Source organism: Paraburkholderia sartisoli (assembly GCF_900107685.1).
Taxonomy (GTDB): Bacteria; Pseudomonadota; Gammaproteobacteria; order Burkholderiales; family Burkholderiaceae; genus Paraburkholderia; species Paraburkholderia sartisoli.
This window is the reverse complement of the sequence record NZ_FNRQ01000001.1, coordinates 385790-400903: the sequence shown is the minus strand read 5'-3', so window position 1 is coordinate 400903 and position 15114 is coordinate 385790. Positions and strand designations below refer to the sequence as shown.

General features: G+C 64.4%; 13 protein-coding genes. 3 read left to right on the top strand and 10 right to left on the bottom strand.

Annotation, left to right across the window (positions count from 1 at the left end; all coding sequences use genetic code 11):
- Positions 1–4 precede the first annotated feature (4 nt).
- Positions 5–1702: a M48 family metalloprotease gene (locus BLV45_RS01820; RefSeq protein WP_090528119.1), complete on the bottom strand. Its 1698-nt coding sequence runs from the start codon at positions 1700–1702 to the stop codon at positions 5–7.
- Between the two features lie 278 nt (positions 1703–1980).
- On the opposite strand from BLV45_RS01820, the gene moaC reads away from it, so the two are divergent.
- Positions 1981–2463, top strand: a complete 483-nt coding sequence (moaC, locus tag BLV45_RS01815; protein ID WP_090528117.1) for a cyclic pyranopterin monophosphate synthase MoaC — start codon at positions 1981–1983, stop codon at positions 2461–2463.
- A 68-nt stretch (positions 2464–2531) separates the two neighbouring features.
- Here moaC and BLV45_RS01810 read toward each other — a convergent pair whose 3' ends face one another.
- The 9 genes from BLV45_RS01810 to recA form a co-directional block, all read right to left on the bottom strand.
- Positions 2532–3593, bottom strand: coding sequence for a class I SAM-dependent methyltransferase (locus tag BLV45_RS01810; RefSeq protein WP_090528113.1), 1062 nt, complete (start codon positions 3591–3593; stop codon positions 2532–2534).
- Between the two features lie 187 nt (positions 3594–3780).
- Positions 3781–5577, bottom strand: a complete 1797-nt coding sequence (locus tag BLV45_RS01805; protein ID WP_090528110.1) for a PglL family O-oligosaccharyltransferase — start codon at positions 5575–5577, stop codon at positions 3781–3783.
- 141 nt (positions 5578–5718) lie between these two features.
- Positions 5719–6297, bottom strand: coding sequence for a pilin (locus BLV45_RS01800; protein WP_090528108.1), 579 nt, complete (start codon positions 6295–6297; stop codon positions 5719–5721).
- 192 nt (positions 6298–6489) lie between these two features.
- Positions 6490–7215 (bottom strand): TerC family protein, encoded by a 726-nt coding sequence (locus BLV45_RS01795; protein WP_090528105.1) that lies wholly within the window; start codon positions 7213–7215, stop codon positions 6490–6492.
- A gap of 173 nt (positions 7216–7388) precedes the next feature.
- Positions 7389–8270 carry a succinate--CoA ligase subunit alpha gene (gene sucD, locus BLV45_RS01790; protein ID WP_090528102.1) on the bottom strand — a complete coding sequence of 294 codons (882 nt, stop codon included), beginning with the start codon at positions 8268–8270 and terminating at the stop codon, positions 7389–7391.
- A 106-nt stretch (positions 8271–8376) separates the two neighbouring features.
- Positions 8377–9546 (bottom strand): ADP-forming succinate--CoA ligase subunit beta, encoded by a 1170-nt coding sequence (gene sucC / locus BLV45_RS01785; protein ID WP_090528099.1) that lies wholly within the window; start codon positions 9544–9546, stop codon positions 8377–8379.
- Positions 9547–9619: 73 nt separating this feature from the next.
- Positions 9620–10312, bottom strand: a complete 693-nt coding sequence (locus BLV45_RS01780; protein WP_090528095.1) for a DUF2889 domain-containing protein — start codon at positions 10310–10312, stop codon at positions 9620–9622.
- A gap of 128 nt (positions 10313–10440) precedes the next feature.
- Entirely contained in the window at positions 10441–11319 is an 879-nt protein-coding gene (gene recX, locus BLV45_RS01775; RefSeq protein ID WP_090528092.1) for a recombination regulator RecX, read from the bottom strand.
- A 7-nt stretch (positions 11320–11326) separates the two neighbouring features.
- A complete protein-coding gene (gene recA, locus BLV45_RS01770; protein WP_090528089.1) occupies positions 11327–12400 on the bottom strand; it encodes a recombinase RecA in 1074 nt (357 codons plus the stop codon).
- Between the two features lie 246 nt (positions 12401–12646).
- Here recA and BLV45_RS01765 point away from each other — a divergent pair, with 246 nt between their 5' ends.
- Positions 12647–13432, top strand: coding sequence for a response regulator transcription factor (locus BLV45_RS01765; protein ID WP_090528085.1), 786 nt, complete (start codon positions 12647–12649; stop codon positions 13430–13432).
- A gap of 7 nt (positions 13433–13439) precedes the next feature.
- The gene (locus tag BLV45_RS01760) at positions 13440–15071 is read left to right on the top strand and encodes a sensor histidine kinase (RefSeq protein ID WP_245753095.1); all 1632 of its coding nucleotides are present in this window, start codon (positions 13440–13442) and stop codon (positions 15069–15071) included.
- Positions 15072–15114: the final 43 nt, after the last annotated feature.

Genomic DNA, 15114 nt, shown 5'->3' with positions numbered 1-15114 from the left:
CGGACTATCCGCGATTCTTGTCGTCCTCGCGTTCTTCCTTGTAGCGCGCCTCGAAGTCGTGCAGACGCGCATCGATCGTCGACAGCTCGTAATAGCCGGCCGTCTTGATGTCGCGCGCTTCTTTCAGCTGACGGATCGCCGACGGCCACGCCCCTTCCAGCGCGAATTTTTCCGCGAGCGCGCGATGCTGCGTGAGCGCGTCGCCGGTGCCGACGCTCGCCTGCGCGAGATAGCGCCACCATAGCGGCTGTTGCGGGTCGCTACGCGTTTCCTTGAACGCGAGTGCCTGGGCTTCGGCGAAGCGTCGGGCGCTGAGCAGCGTCTGCAGCCGCATGTCGATCGCGGCGTGTGACTGCGGCCAGCGACGTTGCGCCACTTCTGCGAGACGCACCGCGTCGTCGTTGCGTCCGGCGCGGCGGGCGATATCGACGTCCAGCACGTCGAGGCTCGGCGAGCTGCGGGCCGCGACGCCTTCGCTGCGCCCGGTCGCGTCGAATACCTTGCGCGACATCGCGAGCGATGCAGCCGCGTCGTCGTAGCGCTCGAGCAGCATTTGCGCGAACGCGATGCCATACCAGTTCGCCGCGACGTTCAGCGCGGTTTTGTCCTCGATCTCGATGCGCATCCGCGAGATCTCGTCGGCGTAGTCGCTGCGCGAGCGGTCCTGCAGCACGCGCGCCCGGGCGCGCACGAATCCATATTCCGGCGACTGACGCGGCTGGCGATACGGCGAGCGTCGCGCACGATCTTCCATGTCGGCGATGCGTTCGACGGTCAGCGGGTGCGTGCGCGCGTAGACCGGAATGCCGGCGTCGCCCATCGACGCGCGGTCGAGCCTGCCGAAGAACGTCGGCATTGCGTACGGGTCGTAGCCCGCACCCGCCAGCATCTGGAAGCCGACGCGGTCCGCCTCGTGTTCCGCCGCGCGGGAGAACTTCAGCTGGCTGTCGACCGCATAGGCCTGGCCGCCCATCACGATCGCGCCGCCGAGGTCGCCGCTGTGCGCGACCACGCCTGCGAGCACGCCGAGCAGCATCGCGGCGAGCGCGGCGTAGCCGGTGCGCTCGCCAGCGCTGATCATGCGCGCGATGTGCCGCTGCAGCACGTGTCCCATTTCGTGGCCAATCACAGATGCGAGTTCGGATTCCGTCTGCGTCGTGACGATCAGCCCCGTGTTCACGCCGATAAATCCGCCCGGCAGCGAAAACGCGTTGATCTGCGCGTCGCGCATCGGGAAGAGATCGAAATCCGGCTGGTAGCCGCCGATGTAAAGCGCCGTGGCCGCCGCCGACAGTTTCGCGGAAACCGAATTCAGATAGTCGCGCACGAGCCAGTCGTCGAGATAGTCGGGGTCGGCGCGCACTTCGCGCATCACGCGCTCGCCGAGCTTGCGCTCGGCTTGCGGCGTGAGCGAGCCGCCGGAGCCGTCGCCGAGATCCGGCAGTTGCTGTGTCAGAAGCGGCGCGTGCAGGCTGACGTTGGCACCCGGCGTGCCGGCAAACCGGCTCCCGGCGCCGCCGTAGGTGCCGAACACGCCGGGCGCGATGTTGTCGGGAATCAGCGGTGACGTGTAGGAACGGATCGGCCCGATTTCGAGCGATGGCGCCTTCGGTGTGGCCGGCGTGGAGGATTGCGCGAACGCCCCCGGCGGCGCCGCGAGCGCGATCGAAAGACAGACTGCGAGAAGCCGTTTCAGACGCATTGCGTGATGAGCAAAAGCAAGGTCGGGAACCCGTCGGGCGCTTCGCCACGGCTGCGCGGTGGCGCGGCGGCGTCGGGCGGGCTTTAATTGTACCCAGTGGCAGGTGATATCGAGAACCCTGTGCCCGGGAGCCGCAGTTGTGCCTGCATCGGGCGCCGGGCCTGTCTTCGCGCAGGGTTCGCCGCCGGTTGCCGGCGGGACGTGCATGCGCGCCGCGTGAGGCGGACAATCACCGTCGGATGGGCGCTGTTATGATGGCGCCCTTCAGGGAGCCCACCATGACGGAACTGACTCATTTCGACGCATCTGGCCAGGCGCATATGGTCGACGTCGGCGGCAAGCAGGAGACGAAGCGCATCGCCATCGCGAGCGGCACGATCCGCATGCTGCCCGCGACGTTCGCGCTGATCCGCGACGGCAACGCGAAAAAAGGCGATGTGATCGGCATCGCGCGCATCGCGGCGATCCAGGGCGCGAAGCGTACCGCCGACCTGATCCCGCTCTGCCATCCGCTTGCGCTGACGCGCGTCGCCGTCGACTTCACGCTCGACGAAGCGCTGCCGGGCGTCCACTGCACCGTGCAGGTGGAAACGCTCGGACGCACCGGCGTGGAGATGGAAGCGCTGACGGCCGTGCAGATCGGCCTCCTGACCGTGTATGACATGTGCAAGGCGGTCGATCGCGGAATGACGATCACCGATGTGAAGGTGCTGGAGAAGCACGGCGGGAAGTCGGGGGACTGGGTGGCGGCGAACGCTTGACCGGTTCGATCAGCGCACGTCTACCGCCACCCTCGTTATCCTCTGGCGCCGGCACAGGCATAACACCTTCACGCCCGCGCCTCGAGCACGAGATTGAACGGCGTCTCCGTCGCGCGACGGAACTGCGTGAAGCCGCCCTTCGTCACCACGTCGCGCAGCCTCGCTTCACCGGCCTGCGCGCCGAGCCCCATCTGCCCTTCCTGCGCAAACGACGCCGGCGTGCAGATCATCGTCGATGCCGAATAGAAAATGCGTCCGACGGGATTCATGTTGTCGGCGGCGTTGTCGTTGGCGAACGGTTCGACGATCATCCATGTGCCGCCCGGCTTCAGCGACTGCCGCACGTGCGCGGCCGCGCCCACCGGATCGCCCATGTCGTGCAGGCAGTCGAAGAACGCGACGAGATCGTAGTCGTTGCCCGGGAATTCCTTCGCAGAGCCGACTTCGAACGTGACGCGATCGCGCACGCCGGTTTCCCCCGCAAGCTGACGCGCACGCTGAATCGACGGCTCGTGATAGTCGAAGCCGACAAACGTCGTATTGGGATACGCCTGCGCCATCAGCACCGTCGACGCGCCGTGCCCGCAGCCGACATCCGCGACTTTCGCGCCGCCCGCCTTCAGCTTCGCCTCGACGCCGTCGAGCGCCGGTATCCACGCGCTGCAGAGATTCGCCGCGTAGCCAGGTCGGAAAAACCGCTCGGTGCCGCGAAAGAGCGAATGATCGTGCTGGTGCCAGCCGAGCCCAAGCCCGGTGCGAAACGCGCCTTCGAGCTTATGGACGTCGCGAAACATCGATTCGGCGACCTGGAAGAAACCCGGCACGAACACCGGGCTCGTCTCATCGGCGAAACACAGCGCCTCTTCGTCTTCGAGTTCGAAGGCATCCGCGGCAGCGTCGTAACGAAGAAAGCCGGCGGCCGCCTGGGCCAACAGCCATTCACGCACGTAGCGCTCGTTGACCTGTGCGGCCTCGGCGACCTGCGCGGCGGTCATCGGACCCTGCCCCGCCATCGCCTTGTAGAGACCCAGCCGGTCACCCAGCAGGATCAGCGGCGCTGAAGCAACCGCGCCGAATTCGCCCACCATCCGCCCCATGAAATTCTGCAGCTTGTCCTGATCGATCTGCATGACTGGTCTCCCGTCCAGGTTAAAAATGAAACGGGCATGGCGCGGGGAAATTGAACGGCTCCGCTACGGTCCACTTTCGCGGCGCTCGCTCGGTAACGGAAAGTATAGGTTTGCTGCAGTAAGTTGAAAGACGTTTCACGGACGCACACGCGTTGCACGCGTGCGCCCGGTCAATGTATTAACGACATCACTCGTCGTCGGATCCATCGTCCTGATTGATGTCCGTGGGCGGCGTGCCGTACTTCTTCACGAGCTCGGCCTTGAAGCCGGAAAGCGTCTTCTGCTCGTCGCAAAGGTCATACAGATAGCCGAGTTGCGACGGCCAGTCCTTCAACTCCTGTGCGAAGATTTTCAGACGCTCGACGGTGTCGAACGCGGCGTTGGTGTCGCCATTCAGCGCCTGCAGCACGGCATAACGACGCAGCACCGTCTCGCCCGGCAACAACGCGAGCGCCTGCTTGTGCATCGCCAGCTTGTGCGGCAGATCCTGCCCGTTCATCGGCAACAACGTTGCCATGCCATATTCGCCCCACGCCTGAAACAGGAACGACGGATCGGCCCGATATTCCTCGGCGGGATGTTTGCCGTAGTACAACACCTCGGCGCGCGCGTAGTCGCGATACACCGGATAGAGCGACGCCAGTCCAATGAAAACCACCAGCGCATAGACACCCAATGCCGCGCCCTGCGGCACGAGACGCAGCGGCTTCGTTTCAAGCAGGCCGAAGACGAACATCGCCGGCAGCAGGAAAAACATGTATTGCTGCGGATACTCGACGAGCGCGTGCATCACCAGCACACCGATCATCGCCAGCCCGAAAATGCGCGCCGCCGTATGCGGCGCGCGCACGACGCGGATCAGCCAGCTCACGAGACCGATGACGACGATCGCGGCACCGAGCAGCCCTGTCTTCGCGAGCAGGTCGATAAAAATATCGTGCGAGTTGTTGGCGATTTCCACGCCGCCGAGCGTCTTCGCCAGATCGAACTGATAGCGTGGAAACTCGCCCCAGCCGACGCCCATCAGCGGATGCATCCTGAACATCGTCCAGCCGTACTTCCACAGCGCGAGACGCGGTGCGATCTGACCGGCGTCCTTCATCCGTTCAGCCGCCGACTGCGCGAGATCGAGGTGATAACGCACGTTCGCCCAGCGAATCGCCGCATTGACGACGACGAAGAGCGTCGCCAGCGCCAGCGGGATCAGCCACGAGCGGTCGCTGCGCTTGCCTGTCTTGCGGTCCAGCGGCTCGCTGCGTCGTCCGGCAAACGCCATCCAGAACCCGGCCACGACGATCACACCCATCTGCAGCCACGGCCCGCGCGATACAGTCAACGCGAGCCCGGCGCTGAAAATCGTCGACACGACGGCCCACAGCACGAGATTCAGACGCCGCGTCTGCACCAGATACAGCGCACCGGCCATCGCGAACGCGATGTATGTCGCGAGGTGATTGGCCTGCGCCATGTTGCCAAACGGACGGCGATCGATCGTGATGTTGTACGCCACCACGAGCGGCGTGACCTTCGCCTCCAGATGAAACAGTTGCACGACCTGGCAGAACACCGCGAACAGTCCGCCGACGATCAGCGCCGCAGCCATCCAGCGCAGCGTCGTCTCGCTCAGGTTCGCGCGCGTGAAACCGTAGCCCGCGTGGGTCGCCATGAACGCGGCCAGCAGGAACCCGGCACCGAGCCAGTTCATCGACGGTTGCGCGACAGGCAGCACGAACGACTGCAGCACCAGCACGAGACCGAACGCAAGCGGCACGAGCGCGACAACCGGCGACGCGAACGCAACACGCGGCCGCGCGCTGCTGACCAGCAGCACGACGGCGGCGCCCGTCAGCAGATACAGCGAGAGCGCGGTGAACTCGGCATAGAACGTCGGAATCGGATATGTGTGATTGACCACGGCATACGGCAAGGTCAACGCAAGAGCCAGCAGGACGAAAGACAGATAGCGCGCGAATGGGGTGGGCATGAGTAACCGGTGGCGTCAGCAACCGGCGCACTATACAAAAAAATCAATGGCCTGTGCGCCGGCTGACCTAAATAACGCCAGATTACAGGGATGTACGCATGCGCCCTTCATTTGTGGTCGCGTACGTCTTTCCCTTCGTCATCAGGCGCGGCACTCCGGCGGTGCGAGGTTCGCCGGCAGCGTCGCCGCATCTGCCGGCGCCGGACCCGATCCCGGCGCGGGCAGCGACGAACCGTTCTTGCCGCCCGCGAAGCATTCCCACGTGAGCGCGCCAGGCTGCGACGTCCCCTTGACCAGGCCGACTCTTGCTGTGGGCGTTTCGGGGTTATCCGGCACCGACGGCACGAGCACGATCGTGTTCGATCCCGCAGGCGCGACGCGCGTCGTGAAGGCGACCGTGATCTGGCCGTTGTCGTCGTCGACGTGAATCGACTCGACGTTGCGCGTGGCCGGCGGCGACGCGTATCCGCCGCCCAGCGCACTGCCGCTTGCCGCGTTCTCGGCAACCGACAGACGCGCCGACGAAGCCAGCGACAGGCCTTCGCCCACCCGGCCGCGCGCCAGATAGTCCTGATACGCAGGGATCGCATACGCGGCGATGACACCGACAATCGCCAGCACGATCATCAGTTCGATGAGCGTGAAGCCCGCGTGCCCCCAGCGGGCGTACTGGCCGCACACATGGGCAAGCTCGACAGGCCAGCGTGTGAAACACCGCATGGCGCCCGTGCGAACGCGGCGGGCCATCGATGAAGATGGAGACAAGGAAGGCGATACGGAACAAGGTACAGACACAATCATCAGCAGGCTCCCGAAACGAAAAACGCCTGCTTCACGTATTGAGGCAGGCGCTTCGATCGTAACCAGTGGCAAAAGCGTCAGACAGTCAGCCGGATGGCTAATGTTCCGGGTTCAATGTGCGCCGGGCGGCGCCTGCGCGGCCTCGCGACGCGCGTTGCGGCGCTTGAGCGCGTAGCCGACGATCACGACGAACAGCGCGCACGCGATGCTCATGCCGTACTCGGCGGCCGGCATGTCGAGCACGGGCCAGCGGTCGCCGGCAGGATCGTTGATGATGAGGCCGCCCGCGATCCAGCCGAGGAGCGCCGCGCCCAGCGTGATCACGATCGGGAATCGGTCGAGCAGCTTCAGCACCAGCTGGCTGCCCCACACGATCAGCGGAATGCTGACGAGCAGGCCGAAGATCACGAGCGCAATGCGATGCTGCGGATCGGCGGCTTCGGCGGCGCCGGCAATCGCGATGACGTTGTCGAGGCTCATCACGGCGTCGGCGACGATGATGGTCTTGATCGCGGCAATCAGCTTGTCGGCCGGCTTGACGTTCGCGTGCATGTCGTGCGCCGGCGCCATGAGCCGCACGCCAATCCACAGCAACAGCAGGCCGCCCGCGAACTTCAGCAGCGGCACGTCGAGCAGTGCGACCGCAAACGCAATCAGCGCGACGCGCAGCACGATCGCGCCGGCCGTGCCCCACAACACGCCACGCGTGCGCTGCTCGGCCGGCAGGTTGCGGCAGGCGAGCGCGATCACGACCGCGTTGTCGCCACCCAGCAGGATGTCGATCACGATGATCTGGACAACGGCGCCCCAGTGGAGCGTGGCGAAGAACTCGAGCATGGCAGGTAAGGTAGAAGGACGTGAAACGAAAAACCAGCGAAAACGAAAGGCGCGAAGGCAAATAAAAAAGCGAGGGAAGCAAACGCTCCCTCGCTTTAGGACTTCGCTCTCACGAAAGGGTTTCGTAAGAGTATCAAAATTTCGAGACGGCCGGGGCCGTCGTCGTCATTCGATTACAGCATCGCCTTCAGAAGACGCGCCATTTCCGACGGGTTCTTCGTGACCTTGATGCCGCAGGCTTCCATGATTTCCAGCTTCGCTTCAGCCGTGTCCGCACCGCCCGAGATCAGCGCGCCGGCGTGGCCCATGCGCTTGCCCGGAGGCGCCGTGACGCCCGCGATGAAGCCAACCACCGGCTTCTTCATGTTGCCCTTGATCCACTCAGCAGCGTTCGCTTCGTCCGGACCGCCGATCTCGCCGATCATGATGACGGCGTCCGTGTCCGGATCGTCGTTGAACATCTTCATCACGTCGATGTGCTTCAGACCGTTGATCGGGTCGCCGCCGATACCGACTGCCGACGACTGGCCGAGACCGATCGCCGTCAGCTGGCCAACGGCTTCATACGTCAGCGTGCCCGAACGCGACACGACGCCGATACGGCCCTTGCGGTGGATGTGGCCCGGCATGATGCCGATCTTCAGTTCGTCCGGCGTGATCGTGCCCGGGCAGTTCGGTCCGAGCAGCAGCGTCTTGCTGTTCTTTGCGCGCATGCGTGCCTTGAGCTCGATCATGTCACGGACGGGAATGCCTTCCGTGATACAGATCGCGAGATCCAGGTCAGCCTCGACGGCTTCCCAGATCGCAGCGGCAGCGCCTGCCGGCGGAACGTAGATGACCGACACGGTCGCGCCCGTTTCAGCCTTGGCTTCAGCGACGCTTGCGTAGATCGGAATGCCTTCGAAATCTTCGCCGGCGCGCTTCGGGTTCACGCCCGCGACGTACGCTTCGCGGCCGTTCGCGTATTCACGGCAGGCGCGCGTGTGGAACTGACCGGTCTTGCCGGTAATGCCCTGCGTGATGACCTTGGTGTCTTTGTTGATCAGAATCGACATGTATTGACCTCTGTTCGTCTGGCGTCGCAAGCGCGTGGGCAGGATGTTCTTCGCCCGCGCTGCCTGCGCGCCGCCATTCGTAATCCGTGATGAGCGCCGGGCTGGCTTACGCCTTGCCCTGAGCGGCCGCGACGACCTTCTGCGCAGCTTCTTCCATGCTGTCCGCCGCGATGATCGGCAGGCCGGATTCAGCGAGCATCTTCTTGCCGAGGTCTTCGTTCGTGCCCTTCATGCGGACCACGAGCGGCACCTTCAGCGAGACGGCCTTCGAAGCCGCGATCACGCCTTCGGCGATCACGTCGCAACGCATGATGCCGCCGAAGATGTTCACGAGAATCGCCGTCAGGTTCGGGTTCTTCAGCATGATCTTGAAGGCTTCCGTGACCTTCTCGGTCGTGGCGCCACCGCCCACGTCGAGGAAGTTCGCCGGTTCGCCGCCGAACAGCTTGATCGTGTCCATGGTTGCCATGGCCAGACCGGCACCGTTCACGAGACAGCCGATGTTGCCGTCGAGCGAGATGTACGCGAGGTCGAACTTCGACGCTTCGACTTCAGCCGGATCTTCTTCGTCCAGATCGCGATACGCGACGATTTCCGGGTGACGGAACAGTGCGTTCGAATCGAAGTTGAATTTCGCATCAAGCGCGATGACCTTGCCGTCGCCGGTCAGGATCAGCGGGTTGATTTCGGCGAGCGATGCGTCGGTTTCCCAGAACGCCTTGTAGAGGCCCTGCAGGATCGCGCGCGCTTGCGGCAGCGAAGCGGCGGGCACGCCGATCTTCGTGGCGAGCTCGTCGGCTTCGGCGTCTTTCAGACCGGTCGACGGGTCGACGGCGATCTTGTGGATCAGTTCAGGCGTCTTTTCCGCGACTTCCTCGACGTCCATGCCGCCTTCGCTCGATGCCATCACGACGATCTTCTGCGTAACGCGATCGATCACGAGGCCGACATACAGTTCCTTCTTGATGTCAGCGCCTTCTTCGATCAGCAGACGATTCACCTTCTGGCCTTCCGGGCCGGTCTGGTGCGTGACGAGCTGCATGCCGAGGATCTGGTTCGAGTATTCGCGAACCTGTTCCAGCGTCTTGGCAACCTTCACGCCGCCGCCCTTACCACGGCCACCCGCGTGGATCTGAGCCTTCACGACCCAAACCGGGCCACCGAGCTCTTCCGCGGCCTTGACCGCATCATCCACCGAGAAGACCGGCTTGCCGCGCGGTACCGCGACGCCGAATTTCCGCAGGATTTCCTTACCCTGGTACTCGTGAATCTTCATGCGTGATTCCCTTCAGTCTGAGAGTTGGATTGAACTTCGTTTCCGCTTTTATCGCTGTTCAACGACGCGCCGCTCACGCGGCTTGTCCGTCGGCTGCACTTTCCGCACTTTCCGCGCGCTCCTCTGCTCGCGGCGCGCGGCCGTACCAGCGCGGATAAAACTGCTGCACCGCTTCACCGTCGAATCGCAGCGCATGGCAGCGACCGAGCTGGAAAGGCGGTTTGTCGGTTGATTCCCTTGCCGGCCGGTTGGCCCGCTCATCGACGGATGCATGTCCGCTGGCGCCGCTGGCCGGATCGGCCTCTGCTTTCTCGCCGGGCGCGCCGCTGTTCGTGTTCCAGACATCGCCGGCGAACGCCTGGATGGCGGCCGTGGGCATGACCGCGCACAACTCGGTGAGATGCGTGCAGCCAGCGGTACCACCCAGCAAACGGTTGGCATCGCGACGGAAGTTGTTGAACAGGTTGAGCCCGATGAGGGCCCGATAGGCGGGAGTGGCGGTCTGGCAGATGCCCGGATAGGGCACCCAGTCGGACGACGCTTCGGCGTCGACGACGTTGAGCTTGCGATCGATCGTAATGCGGAGCCAGAGTTCATGGATCGGCAGACCGTTGGGCCGGACGCCCGACGCAAGCGCGACATCGCGTGGCTTTTCGTCGGTGAGGCGCGCCTCGATGTCCCACAGCCCGTCCTCGCGCTCATAGGCTTCCGCGCATATTGCGCGGCGATGGCGCAACTGACGGGAGACTGGCGGGGAAAGCGGCATGCGAGAGGTAAGGCCGGATTGGGAAACCAGCGAATTTTAGCATACTGGGTATTTGACACTATCCGGATAAGGCAACCCACAGCAACCCCGCCCGGCAACGCATGGCGAACTGAAACACGATTTGCGGGCTACTCGCCGCCTTCGGCCCAGTCTTCGTCCATCCCTTTCAGGATTTTGCTGATCGTTGCGCCCGAAAATCCGCGCGCGGCCAGGAAACGTGCCTGTTTCGCGCGCTCGGCGGGGGTTTCAGGGATATGGCCGAATTTCTTGCGCCAGACGCCTTGTGCGCGGGCAAGCTCGGTTTCGCGCAACTGCGCGCTCGCTTCCTCGATCAACGTCTGGCCGACCGCGTGCTGCTTCAGTTCATTGACGATGCGGCTTGCGCCCATACGCGATGAGCGGCGGTGGATCAGGCTTTCAGCGAAGCGCGAATCGGAGAGCCAGCCTTCGGTTTCCAGAATACCGAGCAGCGCGTCGACGTTGTCGTTTTCTTCTACGAACGGAGCGAGCTTGCGGGCGAGTTCAGCGCGGCTGTATTCGCGACGCGACAGATAGCCGAGCGCGCGCCCTTTCAGCGAGCGCGCGGGGCGTTTGGCGTTGGCGGAGCGGTCCTTGCCTGCGGGCGGTGGATCGCCGGGCGCGCGACGCGAACGCGAGTAAGTGGGTTCCGCGGGTGCCTGATCGCTTTCGGACGTGAAGTCTGGAGCGAAGGTGTGGGTGGAATTTGAAGCAGGGGTTGAAGCCCCAGTTGAAACCGGGGCCGCTCTGGACGAAACGGTAGCGCCAGTGGACGCCGCCGATGCCAATGCCGATCGCAATCCCGACGCAGTTGTAGCCGCACCCGACGAACGACGCCCTGTCGCCGCGTGATCATGTGCATCGAACGACTCGAACGGATCGAACGAGTCGTCGTCATGCGGGCCGTCAGCATCTTGCCTTGCACGTCGAACAGACCGTGATTCAGGCCGCGAATCAGACTGCGGTGCAGGCCGGCCCTTGCGTATCACGCGACGATTACTCGTCTTCGCCCGCGATTTCGGCGCTGACCACGGCGACGTCTGCCATCGCGTTCACGCCAAGCGATTCGCGAATGCGGTTTTCGATTTCACGCGCGATGTCCGGATTTTCACGCAGGAATTCGCGTGCGTTGTCCTTGCCCTGACCAATGCGCTCGCCGCTGTAGCTGTACCATGCGCCGGCCTTGTCGACGATCTTTGCCTGCACGCCGAGATCGATGACTTCGCCCTGACGCGAAATGCCTTCGCCGTAAAGAATGTCGAAGATCGCCTCGCGGAACGGCGGCGCCACCTTGTTCTTGACGACCTTCACGCGCGTTTCGTTGCCGATCACCTCGTCGTTCTTCTTGATCGAGCCGATACGACGGATGTCGAGACGCACCGACGCGTAGAACTTGAGCGCGTTGCCGCCCGTGGTGGTTTCCGGGTTGCCGAACATCACGCCGATCTTCATCCGGATCTGGTTGATGAAGATCACGAGACAGTTCGTACGCTTGATCGTACCGGTGAGCTTGCGCAGTGCCTGGGACATCAGACGTGCCTGCAGACCCGGCAGCGAGTCGCCCATTTCACCTTCGATTTCAGCCTTCGGCACGAGTGCCGCGACCGAGTCGATCACGATCATGTCGATCGAGCCCGAGCGCACCAGCGCATCGGCGATTTCGAGCGCCTGTTCGCCCGTGTCCGGCTGCGAAACCAGCAGGTCGGACACGTTCACGCCGAGCTTGGACGCGTACTGGATATCGAGCGCGTGTTCCGCGTCGATAAACGCTGCCGTGCCGCCGAGCTTCTGCATTTCGGCTACGACCTGGAGCGTCAGCGTGGTTTTACCCGACGATTCCGGACCGTAGATTTCGACGACGCGACCACGCGGCAGACCACCGACGCCCAATGCGATATCGAGGCCGAGCGATCCGGTGGAGACCACCTGGATATCTTCGGCAACCTCGCCCGCGCCGAGCCGCATGACCGACCCCTTGCCGAACTGCTTTTCGATCTGCGCGAGCGCGGCAGCCAGCGCCTTGCTCTTTTCAGCAGTCAGTCCAGCCGGGCCTTTCTTGCTTTCTTCCATGAATCGTCCTTTGCTATGATGAACGGCGTCTGACGCAGGGTTGCGGTCCGCGGGTTGAGGTCCCTTTTCGCGGACGGCGCGCTAAACGCAGACACTGTATAAAAAAACAGTGGTTTTGGCAAGCACGTTGCACATTCATTTCGATTTTCGATGCGCAACGCCAGGCCCAACCACCACGATTGTTTCGGAGACCGCCGCGCGCCGGGCGACACCACGACGCGGGCAATGCCAGAGCCTCAACGCCTCATGCGAATTCTCATTGCCGAAGATGACAGCATACTCGCGGACGGTCTCGTCCGATCACTCCGCCAGTCGGCCTATGCCGTCGATCACGTGAAGAACGGCGTCGAGGCCGATACCGCGCTTTCGATGCAGACATTCGACCTGCTGATTCTCGATCTCGGCCTGCCGCGCATGTCCGGGCTCGAGGTGCTGCGGCGTCTGCGGGCGCGCAATTCGAACATGCCGGTGCTGATTCTCACGGCCGCGGACAGCGTCGATGACCGCGTGAAGGGCCTCGATCTCGGTGCCGACGACTATATGGCCAAGCCCTTCGCCCTGAACGAGCTCGAAGCGCGTGTGCGGGCGCTCACGCGGCGCGGCGCGGGCGGCGGGCCGACCGTCGTGAAACATGGCGCGCTGTCGTTCGACCAGGTTGGACGGATCGCATACGTACACGAGCAGGTCGTGGAGCTGTCGGCGCGCGAGCTCGGGCTGCTGGAAGTGCTGCTGCAACGGATCGGCCGGCTGGTGTCGAAGGAACAGCTCGTCGATCACCTGTGCGAATGGGGCGAGGAAGTCAGCAACAACGCCATCGAGGTCTACGTTCACCGGCTGCGCAAGAAGATCGAGCCGAGCGGCGTGCGCATCATCACCGTGCGCGGACTCGGCTACTGCCTCGAAAAGGCCGCACCAGCGCCAGCGCCGGCAGCCGGCGAAACCGCTGCAACACCGGCGACACCGCCAGCAACAGCCGCCGCAACCGCCGTGCCCGCTCCGGGCGCGATGCCCGCGAGCCACTACTTCAAGTAGGACCCGCATGCCCGCTCGCCACGAGCACGCCGCCGTGCGTCACGCCGAAGCGCCGGCGCCGCGCGCACGAACCGCGCAGGCCGTGCCGCCGGGCTCGCCCGATTCATCCGCCGCGAGTCTCGACGACGAAGCCCGCGACGCCCGCTACGCCAACCCCTTCGCCCCACCCGACGAAAGCGAGGCCGCTGCCGCGGCGCGTCCGCGTTCGCTCTTCGGCGAAATTCTCGACTGGATGCTGGCGCCGCTGCTGCTGCTGTGGCCGATGAGCCTGGCGGTCACCTACCTCGTCGCCAAATCCATCGCGAACGGTCCGTTCGACCGCGCGCTCGAAACCGATGCCTACGTGCTCGCGCGGCAGATTCATCCGGTGAACGGTGTCGCGGAACTGTCGCTGCCCGCTTCGACCCGCGACTTCCTGCGCGCGGACAACATCGACAGCGTGTTCTATCAGGTGCTCGGCACGCGCGGCGAACTGGTCGGCGGCGACCGCGACATGCCGCTGCCGCACGAGGAAGACCGGCCGCAAGCGGGCATCGTCGCGTTTCGCGACGACGTATTGCGCGGCAACGACATCCGTGTCGCGTACACGACCGTCGAGTTTCCGCAGATGCCCGGTGCGCAGCCGGTGTTGCTGCAGGTGGCCGAAACGCTCGACAAGCGCAGCCAGCTTGCCAACGACATCATCAAAGGCGTGATCCTGCCGCAGTTCGTGATCCTGCCGCTCGCGATCCTGCTGGTGTGGTTCGGGCTTTCGCGCGGGCTCGCGCCGCTGCACGCGCTGCAGTCGAACATCCGCGCGCGCCGTCCAGACGACCTGTCGCCGCTCGAAGCCCGGCGCGCGCCGCCGGAAATCGAGCCGCTCGTGACGTCGTTCAACGACCTTCTGACCCGCCTCGAACAGAACATGGAGCTGCAAAAGCGCTTTATCGCCGACGCCGCGCATCAGATGAAGACGCCGCTCGCCGGCCTGCGCACGCAGGCGGAACTGGCGCTGCGGCAGGACGCGTCGGCGGAAGTGCATCGTTCGCTCGAACAGATCGCGACCAGTTCGGAGCACGCCGCGCGGCTCGTCACGCAGTTGCTCGCGCTCGCGCGCGCCGAAAACCGCATGTCCGGGCAGATCTTCACTCCGGTCGAAATCACGGAAGTGGCGCGCAACGCCGTGCGCGACTGGGTTCAGGCCGCCCTCGCCCGCCAGATGGATCTCGGCTACGAAGGCCCCGACGATATCGACGGACCCGACGGCGGGCGCATCGAGGTGGACGGCAACCTCGTGATGCTGCGCGAAATGCTGTCGAACCTGATCGACAACGCGATCCGCTACACACCCGAAGGCGGACGCGTCACCGTGCGCGTCAAACCCGAACCCGCGGCGGGACGCGTGCATCTCGAAGTGGAAGACACGGGCATCGGCATTCCGGCCGCCGAGCGCGACCGGGTGATCGAGCGCTTCTACCGGATTCTCGGCCGCGATGGAGATGGCAGCGGCCTCGGTCTCGCCATCGTCCGCGAGATCGCGACGATGCATGGCGGCACGCTGACCATCGGGGACAACGTCTATCAAACCACGCCGCGGCTCGCCGGGACGCTCGTGCGTGTCAGCCTGAGACTGCTGGAACGCGCCCGGGACTTACCCTAACTGACGGTTTTCCCGCAGGCACCATGCCCCGCTCATCCGTTAG

What these genes read in the sequence shown, in the direction of transcription:
- BLV45_RS01820 (WP_090528119.1), bottom strand. Translation starts at nt 1,702, where the DNA reads ATGCGTCTGAAACGGCTTCTCGCAGTCTGTCTTTCGATCGCGCTCGCG.
- moaC (WP_090528117.1), top strand. Translation starts at nt 1,981, where the DNA reads ATGACGGAACTGACTCATTTCGACGCATCTGGCCAGGCGCATATGGTC.
- BLV45_RS01810 (WP_090528113.1), bottom strand. Translation starts at nt 3,593, where the DNA reads ATGCAGATCGATCAGGACAAGCTGCAGAATTTCATGGGGCGGATGGTG.
- BLV45_RS01805 (WP_090528110.1), bottom strand. Translation starts at nt 5,577, where the DNA reads ATGCCCACCCCATTCGCGCGCTATCTGTCTTTCGTCCTGCTGGCTCTT.
- BLV45_RS01800 (WP_090528108.1), bottom strand. Translation starts at nt 6,297, where the DNA reads ATGCGGTGTTTCACACGCTGGCCTGTCGAGCTTGCCCATGTGTGCGGC.
- BLV45_RS01795 (WP_090528105.1), bottom strand. Translation starts at nt 7,215, where the DNA reads ATGCTCGAGTTCTTCGCCACGCTCCACTGGGGCGCCGTTGTCCAGATC.
- sucD (WP_090528102.1), bottom strand. Translation starts at nt 8,270, where the DNA reads ATGTCGATTCTGATCAACAAAGACACCAAGGTCATCACGCAGGGCATT.
- sucC (WP_090528099.1), bottom strand. Translation starts at nt 9,546, where the DNA reads ATGAAGATTCACGAGTACCAGGGTAAGGAAATCCTGCGGAAATTCGGC.
- BLV45_RS01780 (WP_090528095.1), bottom strand. Translation starts at nt 10,312, where the DNA reads ATGCCGCTTTCCCCGCCAGTCTCCCGTCAGTTGCGCCATCGCCGCGCA.
- recA (WP_090528089.1), bottom strand. Translation starts at nt 12,400, where the DNA reads ATGGAAGAAAGCAAGAAAGGCCCGGCTGGACTGACTGCTGAAAAGAGC.
- BLV45_RS01765 (WP_090528085.1), top strand. Translation starts at nt 12,647, where the DNA reads ATGCGAATTCTCATTGCCGAAGATGACAGCATACTCGCGGACGGTCTC.
- BLV45_RS01760 (WP_245753095.1), top strand. Translation starts at nt 13,440, where the DNA reads ATGCCCGCTCGCCACGAGCACGCCGCCGTGCGTCACGCCGAAGCGCCG.